Origin of the sequence: Dactylosporangium sp. NPDC005572 (assembly GCF_040605515.1) — a bacterium.
Lineage (GTDB): Bacteria > Actinomycetota > Actinomycetes > Mycobacteriales > Micromonosporaceae > Dactylosporangium.
The window spans coordinates 1-16,019 of the sequence record NZ_JBEXCY010000004.1 but is presented as its reverse complement, the minus strand read 5'-3'; the positions used below and the strand labels follow the sequence as shown (position 1 = coordinate 16,019).

18 protein-coding genes are annotated in these 16,019 nt (G+C 73.2%); 9 read left to right on the top strand and 9 right to left on the bottom strand.

Annotated features, from left to right (window positions below; all coding sequences use genetic code 11):
• Positions 1–88: 88 nt before the first annotated feature.
• Together ABZS66_RS03200 and ABZS66_RS03195 are read right to left on the bottom strand one after the other, a co-directional pair.
• Positions 89–328 (bottom strand): hypothetical protein, encoded by a 240-nt coding sequence (locus ABZS66_RS03200; protein WP_354754617.1) that lies wholly within the window; start codon positions 326–328, stop codon positions 89–91.
• Between the two features lie 83 nt (positions 329–411).
• The gene (locus ABZS66_RS03195; protein WP_259861912.1) at positions 412–1,098 is read right to left on the bottom strand and encodes an IclR family transcriptional regulator; all 687 of its coding nucleotides are present in this window, start codon (positions 1,096–1,098) and stop codon (positions 412–414) included.
• 49 nt (positions 1,099–1,147) lie between these two features.
• Here ABZS66_RS03195 and leuC point away from each other — a divergent pair, with 49 nt between their 5' ends.
• The 3 genes from leuC (at position 1,148) to ABZS66_RS03180 (ending at position 3,978) form a co-directional block, all read left to right on the top strand.
• Complete coding sequence (leuC, locus tag ABZS66_RS03190) at positions 1,148–2,560, top strand: 3-isopropylmalate dehydratase large subunit (protein ID WP_354754616.1); 1,413 nt, start codon at positions 1,148–1,150, stop codon at positions 2,558–2,560.
• Between the two features lie 99 nt (positions 2,561–2,659).
• Complete coding sequence (gene leuD / locus ABZS66_RS03185; protein WP_354754614.1) at positions 2,660–3,247, top strand: 3-isopropylmalate dehydratase small subunit; 588 nt, start codon at positions 2,660–2,662, stop codon at positions 3,245–3,247.
• A gap of 137 nt (positions 3,248–3,384) precedes the next feature.
• Entirely contained in the window at positions 3,385–3,978 is a 594-nt protein-coding gene (locus tag ABZS66_RS03180) for an HU family DNA-binding protein (protein WP_354754612.1), read from the top strand.
• 55 nt (positions 3,979–4,033) lie between these two features.
• On the opposite strand, the gene ABZS66_RS03175 is transcribed toward ABZS66_RS03180, so the two are convergent.
• The 5 genes from ABZS66_RS03175 to cofC are packed head-to-tail and all read right to left on the bottom strand — an operon-like array spanning position 4,034 to position 9,645.
• Positions 4,034–4,906 carry an NUDIX domain-containing protein gene (locus ABZS66_RS03175; protein WP_354754611.1) on the bottom strand — a complete coding sequence of 291 codons (873 nt, stop codon included), beginning with the start codon at positions 4,904–4,906 and terminating at the stop codon, positions 4,034–4,036.
• Positions 4,894–6,360 (bottom strand): CHAD domain-containing protein, encoded by a 1,467-nt coding sequence (locus ABZS66_RS03170; protein ID WP_354754609.1) that lies wholly within the window; start codon positions 6,358–6,360, stop codon positions 4,894–4,896. Before ABZS66_RS03170 ends, ABZS66_RS03175 begins: the two co-directional genes overlap by 13 nt.
• Positions 6,361–6,369: 9 nt before the next feature.
• Positions 6,370–8,754, bottom strand: coding sequence for an RNA degradosome polyphosphate kinase (locus ABZS66_RS03165; protein WP_354754607.1), 2,385 nt, complete (start codon positions 8,752–8,754; stop codon positions 6,370–6,372).
• A gap of 58 nt (positions 8,755–8,812) precedes the next feature.
• A complete protein-coding gene (locus ABZS66_RS03160; protein WP_354754605.1) occupies positions 8,813–9,010 on the bottom strand; it encodes a cold-shock protein in 198 nt (65 codons plus the stop codon).
• Between the two features lie 5 nt (positions 9,011–9,015).
• Positions 9,016–9,645: a 2-phospho-L-lactate guanylyltransferase gene (cofC, locus tag ABZS66_RS03155; RefSeq protein WP_354754604.1), complete on the bottom strand. Its 630-nt coding sequence runs from the start codon at positions 9,643–9,645 to the stop codon at positions 9,016–9,018.
• 73 nt (positions 9,646–9,718) lie between these two features.
• On the opposite strand from cofC, the gene ABZS66_RS03150 reads away from it, so the two are divergent.
• From ABZS66_RS03150 to ABZS66_RS03135, 4 genes are read left to right on the top strand one after another with little or no spacing between them, the layout of a single operon-like run.
• Entirely contained in the window at positions 9,719–10,447 is a 729-nt protein-coding gene (locus ABZS66_RS03150; protein ID WP_354754602.1) for a lysophospholipid acyltransferase family protein, read from the top strand.
• Positions 10,444–11,478, top strand: coding sequence for an NAD(P)H-dependent glycerol-3-phosphate dehydrogenase (locus ABZS66_RS03145; RefSeq protein WP_354754600.1), 1,035 nt, complete (start codon positions 10,444–10,446; stop codon positions 11,476–11,478). Before ABZS66_RS03150 ends, ABZS66_RS03145 begins: the two co-directional genes overlap by 4 nt.
• Before the next feature lie 9 nt (positions 11,479–11,487).
• A complete protein-coding gene (locus ABZS66_RS03140; RefSeq protein ID WP_354754598.1) occupies positions 11,488–12,600 on the top strand; it encodes a cystathionine gamma-lyase in 1,113 nt (370 codons plus the stop codon).
• Between the two features lie 22 nt (positions 12,601–12,622).
• Entirely contained in the window at positions 12,623–13,591 is a 969-nt protein-coding gene (locus ABZS66_RS03135; RefSeq protein WP_354754597.1) for a D-alanine--D-alanine ligase A, read from the top strand.
• On the opposite strand, the gene ABZS66_RS03130 is transcribed toward ABZS66_RS03135, so the two are convergent.
• Both ABZS66_RS03130 and ABZS66_RS03125 read right to left on the bottom strand, forming a co-directional pair.
• The gene (locus ABZS66_RS03130) at positions 13,588–14,061 is read right to left on the bottom strand and encodes a GNAT family N-acetyltransferase (RefSeq protein ID WP_354754595.1); all 474 of its coding nucleotides are present in this window, start codon (positions 14,059–14,061) and stop codon (positions 13,588–13,590) included. The genes ABZS66_RS03135 and ABZS66_RS03130 overlap by 4 nt on opposite strands.
• 52 nt (positions 14,062–14,113) lie before the next feature.
• Positions 14,114–15,076: a thiamine-phosphate kinase gene (locus ABZS66_RS03125; protein WP_354754593.1), complete on the bottom strand. Its 963-nt coding sequence runs from the start codon at positions 15,074–15,076 to the stop codon at positions 14,114–14,116.
• A 142-nt stretch (positions 15,077–15,218) separates the two neighbouring features.
• On the opposite strand from ABZS66_RS03125, the gene ABZS66_RS03120 reads away from it, so the two are divergent.
• Both ABZS66_RS03120 and ABZS66_RS03115 read left to right on the top strand, forming a co-directional pair.
• Positions 15,219–15,452 (top strand): Lrp/AsnC ligand binding domain-containing protein, encoded by a 234-nt coding sequence (locus tag ABZS66_RS03120; protein ID WP_190249616.1) that lies wholly within the window; start codon positions 15,219–15,221, stop codon positions 15,450–15,452.
• Positions 15,453–15,959, top strand: a complete 507-nt coding sequence (locus tag ABZS66_RS03115; RefSeq protein ID WP_354754590.1) for a DUF3515 family protein — start codon at positions 15,453–15,455, stop codon at positions 15,957–15,959.
• Positions 15,960–16,019 lie beyond the last annotated feature (60 nt).

Here is a 16,019-nt window from a genome sequence, read left to right as displayed (position 1 = left end):
CCGAGATCGTAGCGGGGGAGCGCCACCGGCGCGCTCAGCCGAAACGGCGCTCTCCGATGTCCGGAGAGCGCCGTCCTTCGATGCGGATCTAGAGCTGCGTGGCGATGCCGAGCAGCGCCGCGATGAACACGAACAGCCCGATCATCGCGGTCATGCAGCCCCCACGGCCGCCGCCGGACGGTGCCGAGGGCGCCGGCGCGGGCGGCGTGGGGGAGTCCGGCCCGTCGGGCCGTGAGCTCGGCGAGGCCGGCGTACCGTCGGTGGGCGCGGGGCTGACCCCGGCCGAGCCGTCTTCCGGCCCGGGCGAGGCAGGGGTGGTGTCGGGCACTGGCTTTCCTTCCAGCCGAGAAAGGCATCCGCCTGCGCGCCGCAGGCGCACCCGCCGATCGTAAGCGCCCGCCCGCGCAGGACCTACAGGCCGGAGAGGCGTTGGCCGGCCCGCACGACGGCCATGGCGTGGCGGTCGCCCGGGCGGCGGCCCAGGCGCTCGATCGGGCCCGACACCGAGATCGCGGCGATCACGCGGCCGGTGCGGTCGCGGATCGGGGCCGAGACGCTCGCCACGCCCGGCTCGCGCTCGGCCACGCTCTGGGCCCAGCCGCGGCGGCGGACCTCCGCGAGCGTGCGACCGGTGAACTTGCAGCGCGGCAGGAGCGGCATCACGGCCTCCGGCGGTTCCCACGCCAGGAGGACCTGTGCGGCGGAGCCCGCCGTCATCGGCAGCACCGCGCCGATCGGCACGGTGTCGCGCAGGCCGCTCGCGCGCTCGGCGGCGGCGACACACAGGCGTTCGTCCGCGCGGCGGAGATACAGTTGGGCACTCTCGCCCGTGGCGTCGCGCAGCGCCGTCAGCATCGGCTCGGCGGCGGTCAGCAACACATCGGGGGCCGCGTTCGCGAGCTCGCCCAGGCGCGGTCCGGGGCGCCAGCGCCCTTGCGCGTCACGAACGAGCAATCGGTGGATCTCCAGGGCCTGTGCGAGCCGGTGCGCCGTTGCCCGGGGAAGCTTGGTCCGGTCCACCAGTTCGGCAAGGCTGGCGCCGTCGACGCAGGCGGCCAGGATGACCACCGCCTTGTCGAGCACGCCCACACCGCTCATACTGTGTCCCACAGACCGAAACATACCTCCCAGATTTTAGGATGTCCAGATGGTGGGAGAAGCACAACCACGGACGCTCGCCGAGAAGGTGTGGGACGCGCACGTCGTGCGTTCCGCTGCCGGTGAGCCCGATCTGCTCTACATCGACCTGCACCTGGTGCACGAGGTCACCAGCCCGCAGGCGTTCGACGGCCTGCGCATGGCGGGGCGTCCGGTCCGCCGTCCCGATCTCACGATCGCGACCGAGGACCACAACACGCCGACCGACAACGTCCTGACGATCAGCGACCCGGTCTCCCGCACGCAGATCGAGACGCTTCGCAGGAACGCGAGCGAGTTCGGCGTCCGCATCCACTCGCTCGGCGACGACCAGCAGGGCGTGGTCCACGTCATGGGACCGCAGCTGGGCCTCAGCCAGCCCGGCATGACGATCGTGTGCGGCGACTCGCACACCTCGACGCACGGCGCGTTCGGCGCGCTCGCGTTCGGCATCGGCACGAGCGAGGTCGAGCACGTCCTCGCCACCCAGACCCTGCCGCAGGCGCGGCCGCGCACCATGGCGGTCAACGTCGTCGGCGAGCTCGGCCCCGGCGTGACCGCCAAGGACCTGGTCCTGGCGCTGATCTCCCAGGTGGGCACCGGCGGCGGCCGCGGCCACGTCGTGGAGTACCGCGGCCCGGCCATCGAGAAGCTGTCGATGGAAGGCCGCATGACGATCTCCAACATGTCCATCGAGTGGGGCGCCAAGGCCGGCATGATCGCGCCGGACGAGACGACCCTCGCCTACATCGAGGGCCGGCAGTACGCACCGGAGGGTGCGGACTGGGACCGCGCCAAGGAGTACTGGCTGAGCCTGCGCACCGACGAGGGCGCCAAGTTCGACACCGAGGTGACGCTGGACATCTCCCAGCTCACCCCGTTCGTCACCTGGGGCACCAACCCCGGCCAGGGCGCGCCGCTCGGCGGCTTCGTGCCCGACCCGGAGGACTTCGCCGAGAGCGCCGAGCGGGTCGCCGCCGAGAAGGCGCTGGAGTACATGGCCCTCACGCCCGGCACCCCGCTGCGGGACGTCCAGGTCGACGTGGTGTTCCTCGGCTCCTGCACCAACGGCCGCCTCGAGGACCTGCGCGCCGCGGCCGAGGTGCTGCGCGGCCGGAGGGTCGCCGAGAGCGTCCGGATGCTCGTCGTGCCCGGCTCCGCGTCGGTGCGGGCGGCGGCCGAGGAGGAGGGCCTCGACAAGGTCTTCACCGAGGCCGGGGCGGAGTGGCGGTTCGCCGGCTGCTCCATGTGCCTGGGCATGAACCCCGACACGCTCAAGCCCGGGGAGCGCTCGGCGTCGACGTCGAACCGCAACTTCGAGGGCCGCCAGGGCCGCGGCGGGCGCACACACCTCGTGTCGCCGCCGGTCGCCGCCGCCACCGCCGTCGTGGGCCGCCTCGCCGCGCCTGCCGATCTGAACTAGACCGGGTCCAGAGCCGACAGGCCCCGACCAAATCAGTGAGACCGGGTCCAGAGCCGACAGGCCCCGACCAAATCAGTGAGAACGAGGACTGGAACCGACATGGAGAAGTTCACCGTCCACACCGGCACGGCCGTCCCGCTGCGCCGTTCCAACGTGGACACCGACCAGATCATCCCGGCCGTGTACCTCAAGCGCGTCACCCGCACCGGGTTCGCCGACGGCCTTTTCAACGCCTGGCGGTCCGACCCGGCATTCGTGCTGAACAATCCCGTCTACGAAGGGGCGTCGATCCTCGTCGCCGGCCCCGAGTTCGGCACCGGCTCGTCGCGCGAGCACGCCGTCTGGGCGCTGCAGGACTACGGCTTCAAGGCGGTCGTCGCCCCCCGGTTCGGGGACATCTTCCGGGGCAACGCCCTCAAGGCGGGGCTGCTGCCGGTCGAGCTCGACCTGAAACTCGTAGAAATTTTGTGGGCCGCCGTCGAGGCGGATCCGAAGCTGCCGGTAACGGTCGACCTCGAGGGTCGCCAGTTGCGCGCCGACGGCCACGAATGGGAGTTCCCGCTCGACGATTTCAGCCGTTGGCGCCTGCTGGAGGGCCTGGACGACATCGGTCTCACCCTGCGCCACGTGGACGCTATCGACGCGTTCGAACAACGCCGTCCGGAGTGGACACCCGTCGTTCGTTAGGCCCACGCTGGGCGTCTCGGGGAGCCCTTGGTCAAATCCGTTACTCCACAACGATTTCTTTTCCGTCATATGTTTGTATCCTGTGTGCGTTGGGATACGTTGCCCACAGGGACTTCATTTCTGGTACGGGAGGAAACGTGAACAAGGCCGAGCTCATCGAGGCGCTCAGCGCTCGCCTGGGCGACAAGAAGTCGGCAAACGCTGCGCTGGACGCGGTTCTGGCCGAGATCCAGGCCGCCGTGACCAAGGGCGACAAGGTCGCCATCACCGGGTTCGGGGTCTTCGAGAAGCGCATCCGTGGTGCGAGAACGGCCCGGAACCCGCGCACCGGTGAAGCGGTGAAGGTGAAGAAGACGTCGGTGCCCGCGTTCCGGGCCGGCGCCAGCTTCCGCGAGATGGTCGCCAGCGGCAAGGTGCCGAAGGCCGCCCCGGCCAAGAAGGCCGTCGCGACGAAGACGACCGCCGCCAAGGCCACCACCGCGAAGGCCACGACGGCCAAGGCCACGACGGCCAAGGCGACCGCGGCCAAGGCCGCGCCGGCCAAGGCCGCCACCAAGACGGCCCCGGCGAAGGCCGCCGCGACCAAGACGGCCCCGGCCAAGAAGGCCGCGACCAAGACGACCCGCGCCGCCGCTTCGACCACGGCGCGCAAGACCACCACCGCCACCGCGGCCGCGAAGACCACGACGGCCGCCAAGAAGGCGCCGGCCAAGAAGGCCGCCGCCAAGTAGGCAGGACAGAAAAAAGGGCGGCACCGTGGAAACGGCGCCGCCCTTTTTCTGTGCCTCAGAGTTCGCCGGCGACGCTCAACGGCGCGAGCCGGTCGTGGCCGACCACCCGGGTGCCCGCGAGGCCCAGGATCCAGCCGGCGCCCTTGCGGGTGTGGAAGTTGACGTCCGCCCGCCGGGTCGCCTCGGTGAGCATCGGCGGCATCAGCTTGCCCTGGCTGCACACCACGGTCGTGCCGCCCAGCCGGGCCAGCTCCGCCAGCGCCGCGGCGCCGTCAGCCGGGGCGCCCTGCTCGTCGAACCGGGCGTCGAGGGAGAACGGCAGCCCCAGCGGCTCCACCGTCTGCCGGCAGCGGGCGGGGGTGGCCGACACCACCCGGTCCGGCCGTAGGAGCGTCAGCAGGGCGCACAGGCCCGCCGCGTCGCGCGTTCCGCCGTCGTCGAGCGGGCGGTCGGCGTCGTCGCCGTCCCAGTCGCGGCGCTTCCCGGCCTTGGCGTGGCGGACCACCGCGACGACCGCCGTCACGGCGGGGAGGGCCAGGAAGGCCTTCACCACGCCGCGGTCGTGGGCGTACGACAGCAGCCGCTGGGCCTCACCCGCCGGCACCCACCGCGCCTCCTCGATCTCGTGGTCGGCCGGCCGGTCCTGCCACTCGACGGCCCGCATCGACCAGAAGTCGACGTGCTTCTCGACGCCGGGCTCGCCCGTGAGATACCGGATGGAGGGAAGCCGGACCTGCGGCACGGCCCGCACGAAGCTCTCCTCGTGGACCTCCCGCACGGCGGCCTCGAGCGGGTGCTCGCCCGGGTCGAGCTTGCCCTTCGGCAGCGACCAGTCGTTGTAGCGCGGCCGGTGCACCAGCACGATCTCGCCGCCGTCGCGCCACACCACGCCGCCCGCCGCGCGGACGACCGTGTTCACCTCAGCCATGCGACGTTCTTTTCCTCGATCACGGCCGCCCAGACGGCCGGGAACTCGGCCCGTGACCGGGTCACCGCGGCGCGCTCGCGCTCGGCGAGCCGCCCGGCGGTGACCGCCATGGCGTGGTCGCCGGGGTCGGCGGCGGCGATGTCGAGCCAGGTCTCGGCCGCGATGGCGGCGTCCTGGTGCTCGCCGAGGACGCCCTGGGCCCGCGCGATCGCCTTGGCCAGCAGTACCGCATCCTCACCCACGACACCCGAGACCGCGTCGGCGGCGTAGCGGGCGCGCTTGGCCCGCTTGCGGACCTCGTGCCACTCGTCGTCGGGCAGGTCCGGGGTGAGCTCGCCGGCGCCGGGCGCCGCGCCGCCGCCGGCCACCAGCCGCCGCCACGGCCGCCGGACGATCCCGGGCAGCACGTCGGCCGCCCGCTCCGTGGCGAGCGCCGTGAACCGGGGCGTGGCGGCCGCCTCGACGAGAGCGTCGAGCAGCAGCACGTACCGCGGATCGTGCAGCGCCTCGTCCAGTACCGCCAGCGCCTCCTCGTGCCGCTCCGCCAGCGCCGCGTCGATCCGCCCCACCGCCGCCTCGTCGAGGGGCGCCAGCGGGTCGCTCGCGGCCGTCCGGCGCAGGCGGTCCCGGAGCACCTCGATGTCGCGGGCGCCGCCCAGCGCCTCGGCCAGCCAGCTCAGCTCCCCGCGCAGCGCGCCGGTCCAGACCGGGTCGAGCAGCGCCTGGAACGTCTGGAGATCGCTGCGCAGCCGACGGGTGCCCACCCGCATCTGGTGCACCGGGGTGTCGCCGTTGGGCATCGTCTCGCGCAGCCGGGCGAAGGCGTCGTAGCCGACGATCCGCGCCACGCCCCGCCGGATCGCCTCGGTCACCACCGCGCCCGCGTGGGCCTGGGGCGGCAGCGGCGCGGGGCGCACGAGGGGCGCCGGGTCGAGCGGGCCCAGGGCGCGCAGGTGCTCGGGCTCGACGTCGTCCACGAGCGTGGCGCCGGCGTCCAGCAGCGCCGCCTCCAGGCGGCGCAGCTGCTTGGGGCGGTCCCCGCGGGGCTCGACCTCGATCTGGTGGAACCGCGCGAGGACCCGCCGGCCGTCGAGGACGCTGACGTCGTCGTGGACGACGTCGGCGAAGCCAGGCCCGTACGCGGTGCGCCGGGTCCGCAGCGTCACCGCTGCGGCCAGGCCGGCGCTGCGCCGGTGCGCGGTCACCAGGTCGAGCAGCTCGGGCGGGATGACCCCGGCACCCGTCACCGGCAGGGAGTAGTCGTACTCCAGGCCCGACTTCGGCGCCGGGAGCCGCACGGTCCAGGCGTCGCCGCTGCGGTATCGCAGCGACACCCCGGACCGCGCCAGCCAGCGCTCCGGGGTGTCGTAGTAGATCGTGCGCACAGTGGTCGGCGGGCCGGCGGGGGACAGGTCCGGCACGGCGAAGTCGCCGTCGGCCACAAACCTCAGCATCCGGACACCCTAGCCCTCGACGCGGTCGACGATCCTTCGCAGCAGTGCCTCCTGGGGGTTCTTGCCGGGCCGGCGGTGCCATTGGCCGTTGCCGGACAGCTCGAACGCGCCCGTGTCCTCGCTCATCATGAGCGTGAGCACGCGGTGCAGCTCCTCCTGGCCGGCCGGGTCGGTCACCTGCACCAGTGCCTCGACCCGGCGGTCGAGGTTGCGGTGCATGAGGTCCGCCGATCCGATCCAGTACTCCGCGCGCGCCCCGCGGCCGAAGCGGAACACCCGCGAGTGCTCCAGGAACCGGCCGAGCACCGAGCGGACGTGGATGTTCTCCGACAGGTCCGGCACGCCCGGGCGCAGCGCACAGATGCCGCGCACGATGAGGTCGACCCGCACGCCGGACTGGCTCGCCCGGTACAGCGCGTCGATGACCTCCTCGTCGACGAGCGAGTTCACCTTGAGCTGCACCAGGCCCTCGGTACCGAGCGCGACCTCGCGGTCGATCCGCTCGATGATGCCCCGGCGCACCCCGTGCGGCGCGACGAGCAGCCGCCGGTAGGAGGTCTGGCGGCTGTAGCCGGTCAGCACGTTGAACAGGTCGGTCAGGTCGGCGCCGACCTCCGGGTCGGCCGTGAGCAGGCCGTAGTCCTCGTAGAGCCGGGCCGTCTTCGGGTGGTAGTTGCCCGTGCCGACGTGGCAGTACCGGCGGATGTGGTTGCCCTCCTGCCGGACGACCAGCGCCGTCTTGGTGTGGGTCTTCAGGCCCACCAGGCCGTACACCACGTGGCAGCCGGCCCGCTCCAGCGTGCGGGCCCAGCCGATGTTGGCCTTCTCGTCGAAGCGCGCCTTCACCTCGACCAGCACCACCACCTGCTTGCCGGCCTCGGCCGCGTCGACCAGCGCGTCGACGATCGGGGAGTCGCCGCTGGTGCGGTACAGCGTGAGCTTGATCGCCAGCACGTTCGGGTCGGCGGCGGCCTGCTCGATGAACCGCTGCACGCTCGTGGAGAACGAGTGGTACGGGTGGTGCACCAGGATGTCGTGGTCGCGCAGCCGGGCGAACACGCTGCGTGGCGTCTCGCCCTCGGCGAAGTGCGGGTGCGTGGCCGGCACGAACGGCGGGTCCTTGAGGTCCGGCCGGTCGACGCCGTTGTAGATCTGCCACATCGCGGTCAGGTCGAGCAGCCCGGGCACCCGCAGCACGTCGTGCGAGTCCATGTCCAGCTCGCGGACCAGCAGCTCCAGCACGTGGTCGGAGATCGACGCGGCGACCTCCAGGCGCACCGGCGGGCCGAACCGGCGCCGGGCCAGCTCCCGCTCCAGCGCCTGCAGCAGGTCCTCGTCGCGGTCCTCGTCGAGCTCCACCTCGGCGTTGCGGGTCACCCGGAACAGGTGGTGCTCGGCGACCTGCATGCCCGGGAACAGCTGGCCCAGGTGGGCCGCGATGAGCTCCTCGACCGGCAGGAACCGCATGGTCCGGGCGCCGTCGCGGGTGACCCGGTCGAGCGCGAAGAACCGCGGCACGTTGTTGGGGACCTTGATCCGGGCGAACAGCTCCGGGCCGCCGTCCTTCTCGCGCACGACGACGGCCAGGTTCAGCGAGAGGCCGGAGATGTACGGGAACGGGTGCGCCGGGTCGACCGCGAGCGGCGTGAGCACCGGGAAGATCTGCTCGCGGAACGACGCGCGCATGCGCTCCCGCTCGGCCGGGTCGAGCTCGCTCCACTTCACGATGTGGACGTGCTCGGCCGCCATCGCGGGCACGATCTCCTCGGCGAACACGCGCGACTGGCGCGACATCAGCGCCGACGTGCGCTCGGCGATCTGCTCCAGCTGCTCCGTCGGCGGCAGGAAGCCGGGGCGGCGCACGGGCAGGCCGGTCTGGAGGCGCCGCTTCAGGCCGGCGACGCGCACCATGTAGAACTCGTCGAGGTTGCTGGCGAAGATGGCGAGGAACTTGGCCCGCTCCAGCAGCGGCGTGGACCGGTCCTCCGCGAGGGTGAGGACCCGCGCGTTGAAGTCGAGCCAGGAGAGCTCACGGTTGAGATAGCGGTCGTCGGGCAGCGGTTTCCGCTCCGGTACCTCGGGTGCCTGCGCCTCCGGCGCCGCCTGCGCCGTCGCCTCGTCGGCCGGCTCGATCGCCGGCGGCCTGGCCGCCGCCCGGGTCGTCTGCGTGGGGGGCTTCTGCTGGGCCGGAACCCGGTCGGCCGGAGCCGCCTGCTCCGTGGTGGTCTCGTTCACCGTGACCTCTTTGTTGTCCGAGCTCGCCGTGGTCTTCGCAACCTTGGTGGTCCGGGCCCGCGCCGTCGAGCGCGTCGTCCTGGGAGGTGTGCTCGCCGGTTGCTCCGGCCGCTGGGCGGCGTTGCGCGGGCGGTTGCGACCGGTCGAGCTTTCGTCCACCGGATCATCATGACCTGTTTGTGCCGGTCTCAACATGAACTTCTCGCTGCTCGGTGCGTCACGGGAGCGTGGGGAGCGTGACCTTGATGACAATGCCCACATCGTCGTGGTCGAGCCGCACCCGTTGCCCCAGTCGCAGGTGCCGCAGGCCGGAGGCGTCGAAGGCAGCCGCCGGGAAGGTCACCTCGGCGCCGTCGTCGAGCAGCACCGTGCCGGTGCGGGTCGTCTCGTCGAACGTGGCCACCGTGCCCTGCATGCCGATCACGCTACCGTGCAGATGACCTGTCCGGTATGGGTGCCGACGCCCAGGCTTGTCGCCGCGTGGAGGTCGGCCGCGGTGTCGACGTCACGGCGCAGGCTCGGCCAGGTGCCGTCCAGCCGGGTCGCGCCGGAGCGCAGGTGGGCGGCGGCCGAGCCCGGTCCGAAGTGCGGGGCCAGGGGCACGCCGGGTGGGCTCGCCAGCAGTACCGTGCCGGTGCCCTCCTGATCGGGCACGAACGCCCGCCGTCCGGCCCGCTCGGCCGCGGCCAGCGCCGACTCCAGGTCGGTCGCCCGCAGCGCCGGCAGGTCGGCGGTCAGCGCCACGACCGGGCCGTCAGCGCCCCGGGCGCCGAAGGTCAGCGCCGCGTTGAGGCCGGCCGCCGGGGTGTCGGGGACGCAGGTCGCGCCCAGCCGGGTGAGCTCCGCGCGGACCGCCGGGTCGTCGCAGACGACCACCACGCGGGCGACCGCGCGGCAGGCCAGCACCGCGGCCACGGTGTCGCGCGCCATCGCCAGCACCAGGTCGGGGTGCACCGCCGCCGGGACCGCGCCGCGCAGCCGCGTCTTGGCCGACCGGAGCGGCTTCACCGGGACCACGGCGACCCACGGGGCCGGTCGGTGGCTGAGCATGACCCATCCTGACACGACGCTGTGACGCCCGGCAGTGGCATGATTCGCAGCAGAACAGTGAGGGGAGGGTGAGATGGCGCGCCGGAGGCTGGGCTTTTGGCGGCGTTTCGCCGTCATGACCGTGAAGCCCTTGATCGGGGCGCTGACCCGCCGGACGTGGCGGGGGATGGAGCACATCCCGGCCGAGGGCGGGGTGATCCTCGTGATCAACCACATCTCCCACGCCGACCCGCTCGCCGTCGCGCACTACATCTACGACGCCGGACGGTGGCCGTCGTTCCTGGCCAAGTCCAGCCTGTTCGAGGTGCCGGTGCTCGGCTACCTGCTCAAGGCGGTGCACCAGATCCCGGTCCGCCGGGGCACCACCGACGCGGTGAAGGCGCTGGAGTCGGCCCGCATCGGGGTCAAGAGCGGCGAGTGCGTGGTCATCTACCCGGAGGGCACCACGACGCGCGAGCCCGACCTGTGGCCGATGCGCGGCAAGACCGGCGCGGCGCGGCTCTGGCTCGACACCGGCGCCCCGGTCGTCCCGATCGTGATGTGGGGGCCCGAACAGATCTTCGACCCGCGCACCAAGAAGCTCGACCTGTTCCCGCGCAAGATGATGCAGATCACCGCCGGCCCCTCGCTCGACCTGTCGGCCTGGGCCGGGGCACAGCCCACCGCGCAGACGCTCGCCGAGATCACCGACCACATCATGCTGCACCTGCGGGACATGCTGGTCGACCTGCGCGGCGGCACCCCGCCGCCGCTGTACGGCATGCCGAAGCGGAACAGCCCGTCCGAAGAGCGGACCGCATGAACGCGATCAGCCGGGTCGCGGTCCTCGGCTCCGGGTCGTGGGGCACCGCGTTCGCCAAGGTGCTGGCCGACGCCGGCACGCCCGAGATCACCGTGTGGGCCCGCCGGCCCGAGCTGGCGGCCGCGATGCGCGAGCGGCGGGTCAACCCGGAGTACCTGCCGTCCATGCCGCTGCCGCCCGCGGTCACCGCGACCTCCGACGCGGCCGAGGCCCTCGACGGCGCAGACCTGGTCGTGCTCGCCGTGCCGTCGCAGACGCTGCGGCAGAACCTCGCCGCCTGGGCCGGCCTCATCGGCCCCGACGCGACGCTGGCCAGCCTCATGAAGGGCATCGAGCTCGGCACGCTCAAGCGGATGAGCGAGGTCATCGTCGAGGTCGCCGGGGTCGAGCCGGACCGCGTGACCGTGGTCACCGGCCCCAACCTGGCCCCGGAGATCGCCGCCGAGCAGGTCGCCGGCACCGTCGTGGCCTGCCGCGACATCCGCCGGGCCGAGCTGGTGCAGCGGGCGATCAGCACGCGGTACCTCCGGCCGTACACCAACGACGACGTCGTCGGCTGCGAGCTCGGCGGCGCCGTGAAGAACGTGATCGCGCTCGCGTACGGCATGATGGCGGCCCTCGGGTTCGGCGACAACACCCGGGCGACGCTCATCACCCGCGGCCTGGCCGAGACGTCCCGGCTGGGCGCGGCCCTCGGCGCCAACCCGATGACGTTCGCCGGGCTGGCCGGCCTGGGCGACCTCATCGCGACCTGCTCGTCGCCGCTGTCGCGCAACCGCACGTTCGGCGAGCGGCTGGGCCACGGCGAGACGCTCGAGCAGGCCCAGGCCGCGACCCGGCAGACCGCCGAGGGGGTCAAGAGCTGCCTGTCGATCCGCGATCTGGCCCACAGCGTCGGCGTCGAGATGCCGATCACCGAGCAGGTCGAGCTGGTCTGCCACGAGGGGCTCGACCCGCTCAAGGCGCTGGCGGCCCTGATGTCCCGCGAGACCAAGCCGGAGCGCCCGGGCGTGCCCTCGACCGGCCAGTAGGGTTGCCGCATGCTCCTCGGTGACGGCACGCGCGCCGTGCACGCCGGCCTGCCCGCCCCGGTGCCGGGCCGCCCGTTCCTGCCCGGCCCGGTGCCCGCGGCGCCCTACCACCTCGACCCGGTCGCCGGCCCGCAGCCCGGCGTCGACGGCTACGGGCGCACGGACAACGCCACCTACCGCGCGTTGGAGACGGCGATCGGCGAGCTCGAGGGCGGCGAGTGCGTCGTGTTCGCGAGCGGCATGGCGGCGGTCACCGCGGTCCTGCTGACCACGCTGCGCGGCGGCGACACCCTGGTGCTGCCCAGCGACGGGTACTACCTGACCCGCGTGTTCGCCGCCGAGCACCTGCCCGAGCGGGGCGTGACGGTGCTGACGGCGCCGACCTCCGGGCCGTATCCGGCCTTCGACGGCGTCCGGCTCCTGCTGCTGGAGACGCCGTCGAACCCGGGCCTCGACGTGTGCGACCTGGCCGGGCTGGCCGCGGCGGCGCACGCGCGCGGCGGCCTGGTCGCGGTCGACAACACCACGCCGACACCGCTCGGGCAGCGCCCGCTCGACCACGGCGCCGACTTCTCGGTCGCGTCGGGCACCAAGGCGCTCACCGGCCACTCCGACCTGCTGCTCGGGTACGTCTGCACCCGCGACCCGCAGCTCGCCGCGGCGATCCGCACCTGGCGGGCCCGGACCGGCGCGGTGCCGGGGCCGTTCGAGGCGTGGCTGGCCCACCGCTCGCTGGGCACGCTCGACCTGCGGCTGTCCCGGCAGTCGGCCAACGCGGCCGCGGTCGCCGACGTGCTGGCGGGGCATCCGGCGGTCCGGTCCGTGCGCTGGCCCGGCCGGCCGGAGGACCCCGCTTACGGGCTGGCGAAGCGGCAGATGCGGCGGGTGCCGGGTGTGGTGACGTTCACGCTCGCCGACAAGGCGGCCGTCGACCGCTTCCTCGACGCCTCCGAGCTGGTCTTCGCGGCGACCTCGTTCGGCGGGCTGCACACGTCGGCCGATCGCCGTGCGCAGTGGGGTGACGCCGCTCCGGAGGGGCTGGTGCGCTTCTCCTGCGGTATCGAGGACACCGCCGATCTGGTGGCCGACCTGCGTCGGGCATTGGACGCGGCGCGGGTTTGACGATCCGGCTAGGGTCGGCGGCGTGGATACGCCAGAGAAGACCCGGGTCGCCGTCGTGTTCGGTGGGGGCAGCACGGAGCACGCCATCAGCAGCGTCAGCGCGGCCCTCGACGCCGGCGACGAGTTCGAGATCGTGCCGATCGGGGTGACCAGCGAGGGCCGGTGGGTGCTGCCCGCCGCCGCCTCGACCTCGACCGACCTGGTGCCGGTGGCCGGTGGTGCCGTGGCCGTCGTCGACGCCCGCGACGGGGTGGCCCGGCTGGCCGGCATCGACGTGGTCTTCCCGGTGCTGCGCGGCGCGTTCGGCCACGAGGGCACGATCCAGGGGCTGCTGGAGATGGCCGACCTGCCGTACGTCGGATCCGGCGTCTTCGCCTCCTCGGCCGCCCTCGACCACGACCACCTGCGCAAGCTCGCGGTGGCCGCCGGCCTGCCGGTGGCGCCCTATGCCGTGCTCCGCGGCGATGCGCCCCTCGACGAGGCCGACCGTGCACGGCTGGCGCTTCCGGTCGTGGTACTGCCGGCGCGCGGCACCGGCGGCGAGACGCTCGTCGCCGACTGGGCGGAGCTCGACGCGGCCGTCGCCGCCGCGCGGGAGATCGACGGCAAGGTCGTCGTCGCGAGCGTCCCGGCCGGCGTCCGCGTCACGGTCGGCGTCCTCGAGGCCGGCGGCGCGCCCGAGGCCAGCGTCCCCGGCGAGCTGGCCGGGGACGGCGTCACCGCGCCGGCCGAGCTGCCCTACGGCGCCGAGCGTGCGGTGCGCGACCTGGCAGTGCGTGCGTTCGTGGCGCTCGACTGCGCGGGGCTGGCCCAGGTGGACTTCACCGTGACCCCGGCGGGCGAGGTCACGCTCGACGCGATCGACACGATGCCGGCGTTCGAGCCCGGCTCACCGTTCCCCACGGTCTGGAGCGCGAGCGGCGTGCCGTACGACACCCTCGTCTCGCGCCTGATCCGCGCCGCCGTGCGCCGGGGGACCGGCCTGCACTAAAGGGCTTTGCCGAACGAGCGGACGTCCGGGTAGCCCTTGTAGTGCCCGAAGTCCTCGATGCGCGCGTAGCCGGACTGCTCGTACAGCCCGATCGCCTCCGGCTGCGCGGTGCCCGTCTCCAGCCAGATCCGCCGGCGCCCGGCCCGCCGCGCGTCGTCCTCGACCGCCGTGAGCAGCGCCTTGGCGATGCCGAGCCCGCGGTGCTCCGGCGCGACGTACATCCGCTTGAGCTCCGCGGTCTCGAACTGCTCGTCCTCGGTCAGCGTGCGCCAGCCCACGCACCCGGCGGGCGCGCCGGCCACGTAGGCGACGAGGAAGCCGCCCTCCGGCGGGTCGAACTCGCCGGGCTCGATCGGCGTGCTGTCGCCGTCGCCGCCGTAGCGCTCGGCCAGCTCGGCGACCGCGGCGGTCGTCAGGGTGGTGGCGACGCGCGAGCCGTAGCGGGTCAGCCGGATGTCGATCTCGATCACGAGGGTAAAGGGTATAGTCCGTTTTGCGCCTTACAGCATCGGCGGTGGACGGCTACCGAAAGTGATCCCATCCTGGGGCCCCGCCCGTGTAAAGTCGCCCGTCGACCGTCACGCCGTCACCCTCTGTGAACGAACCGGCCTCGACGACGCTGCCGACGACGAGCCAGTCGGACGACAGCCGGGTGTCCGAGGGAAAGGTGGCCGCCAATGCGTGGTCGTCGCCGCCGCCCAGGATCCAGCCGTAGGGGTCGACGCCCAGCGCGGTCGCCGCGGCCCGCATCTGCTCCGGCGCCGTGAACGCTTCGCGCCGCACGTCGATGCCGACACCGCTGGCCGCCGCGATGTGCCCGAGGTCGGCGAGCAGCCCGTCGGAGACGTCGATCATCGACGTGGCGCCGAGCTGCGCGGCGACCGGGCCGAGGTGATACGGGACCTCGGGCCGGCGGAACGCCTCGACCAGCAGCTTCGGTGCGCGGAAGCCGCGGGAGAGGATGGTGTACCCCGCCGCGGCGTACCCGATCCGCCCCGCGACCGCGACGATGTCGCCCGGCTGCGCCCCGCTGCGCAGCACGGGGGGCTGCCCGCCCAGGTCACCGAGCGCGGTCACGGCGATCGTCAGCGTCGGGCTGGCCGAGGTGTCGCCCCCGACGACCACGGCGCCCGTCTTGCCGGCCTCGGCCGCGAGCCCGTCGGCCAGCTCCTCGGCCCACGAGATCTGGAGGTCCGGCGGTGCGCAGAGGGCCACCAGCAGCGCGGTCGGCCGGGCCCCCATGGCCGCGATGTCGGCCAGGTTGGCGGCGGCGGCGCGGTGTCCCACGTCACGTGCGCTGGACCAGTCGCGGCGGAAGTGCCGGCCCTCGACCAGCACGTCGGTGCTGGCGACGACCCGGCTGTCGGGCGCCGCGACCAGCGCGGCGTCGTCTCCCGGGCCGAGCAGCACATAGGGCGACTCCGCCCCGAGCCGGGCCGTCACCCGCGAGATCAGCCCGAACTCCCCGGCGGTCGAAACGGTCACCCGTCCTCCATCTTGATGCTCGATATTGCCACTCACCCGGCGTGTTCTGGCATGATCACGCACGGCGGTGGATTGCTGACTCTCATGTTGCGGTAGGTTCACGCCTGATCAGCGCTCGCGCGGCGCAGGAAGGGGTCGTGTCGTGGTACAGGCATACATCCTGATCCAAACAGAGGTCGGCAAGGCGCGTGACGTGGCGACGGCCATCCAGGAACTCGCCGGGGTGGTGCGGGTCGACGCGGTCACGGGCCCGTATGACGTGGTGGTCCTCACCGAGGCCCGCAGCGTCGACGAACTGGGCAAACTGATCGTCAGCAAGGTGCAGATGGTGCCGGGGATCACCCGCACCCTCACCTGCTCAGTGGTGCACTTATAGATGGCGTCCCCGTCCCGGATCGCCACGCTGGCCGCGCTCCCGCTCGCGCTGCTGGCGGGCCTCGGCGTGTTCTGGGCGCTCGGCGGCTTCCCGTCGGCGCCGTCGACGTCGGCGGTCCCCGCCACGGCGGGCCACCTCGACCAGGACACCGCCGCGGTCTGCCGTGCCCTGGTGGCGCGGCTGCCGGAGTCGCTGGGCGGACTTGACCGCCGCCCGGTGACCGCGGGCGGCGAGCAGAACGCGGCCTTCGGCGACCCGGCGATCGTGCTGTCGTGCGGGGTGGCGGGCGGCCCGATCCCGCAGAACGCTCAGCTGCTCGCGCTTTCCAACGTGTGTTGGTATCCGGAGGAGCGCCCGGCGGAGACCGTCTGGCAGTCGGTCGACCGGAAGGTGCCGCTGCGGGTCGTGGTCCCGAAGGACGCCGAGGGCTCCTGGGTGGTCAACCTGTCGTCCCCGATCGTGGCCACCGTGCCCGAGACCGCCACCCCCGGTCCGGTGCACTGCTGATCTCCGCTCCCTGGTTCAGGTCTCGTGGAGCCGGCGGCGTCCTCCGCGGCCGGCTCCACG

What these genes read in the sequence shown, in the direction of transcription:
- ABZS66_RS03195 (WP_259861912.1), bottom strand. Translation starts at nt 1,098, where the DNA reads ATGAGCGGTGTGGGCGTGCTCGACAAGGCGGTGGTCATCCTGGCCGCC.
- leuC (WP_354754616.1), top strand. Translation starts at nt 1,148, where the DNA reads ATGGTGGGAGAAGCACAACCACGGACGCTCGCCGAGAAGGTGTGGGAC.
- leuD (WP_354754614.1), top strand. Translation starts at nt 2,660, where the DNA reads ATGGAGAAGTTCACCGTCCACACCGGCACGGCCGTCCCGCTGCGCCGT.
- ABZS66_RS03175 (WP_354754611.1), bottom strand. Translation starts at nt 4,906, where the DNA reads ATGGCTGAGGTGAACACGGTCGTCCGCGCGGCGGGCGGCGTGGTGTGG.
- ABZS66_RS03170 (WP_354754609.1), bottom strand. Translation starts at nt 6,360, where the DNA reads ATGCTGAGGTTTGTGGCCGACGGCGACTTCGCCGTGCCGGACCTGTCC.
- ABZS66_RS03160 (WP_354754605.1), bottom strand. Translation starts at nt 9,010, where the DNA reads ATGCAGGGCACGGTGGCCACGTTCGACGAGACGACCCGCACCGGCACG.
- cofC (WP_354754604.1), bottom strand. Translation starts at nt 9,645, where the DNA reads ATGCTCAGCCACCGACCGGCCCCGTGGGTCGCCGTGGTCCCGGTGAAG.
- ABZS66_RS03150 (WP_354754602.1), top strand. Translation starts at nt 9,719, where the DNA reads ATGGCGCGCCGGAGGCTGGGCTTTTGGCGGCGTTTCGCCGTCATGACC.
- ABZS66_RS03145 (WP_354754600.1), top strand. Translation starts at nt 10,444, where the DNA reads ATGAACGCGATCAGCCGGGTCGCGGTCCTCGGCTCCGGGTCGTGGGGC.
- ABZS66_RS03140 (WP_354754598.1), top strand. Translation starts at nt 11,488, where the DNA reads ATGCTCCTCGGTGACGGCACGCGCGCCGTGCACGCCGGCCTGCCCGCC.
- ABZS66_RS03115 (WP_354754590.1), top strand. Translation starts at nt 15,453, where the DNA reads ATGGCGTCCCCGTCCCGGATCGCCACGCTGGCCGCGCTCCCGCTCGCG.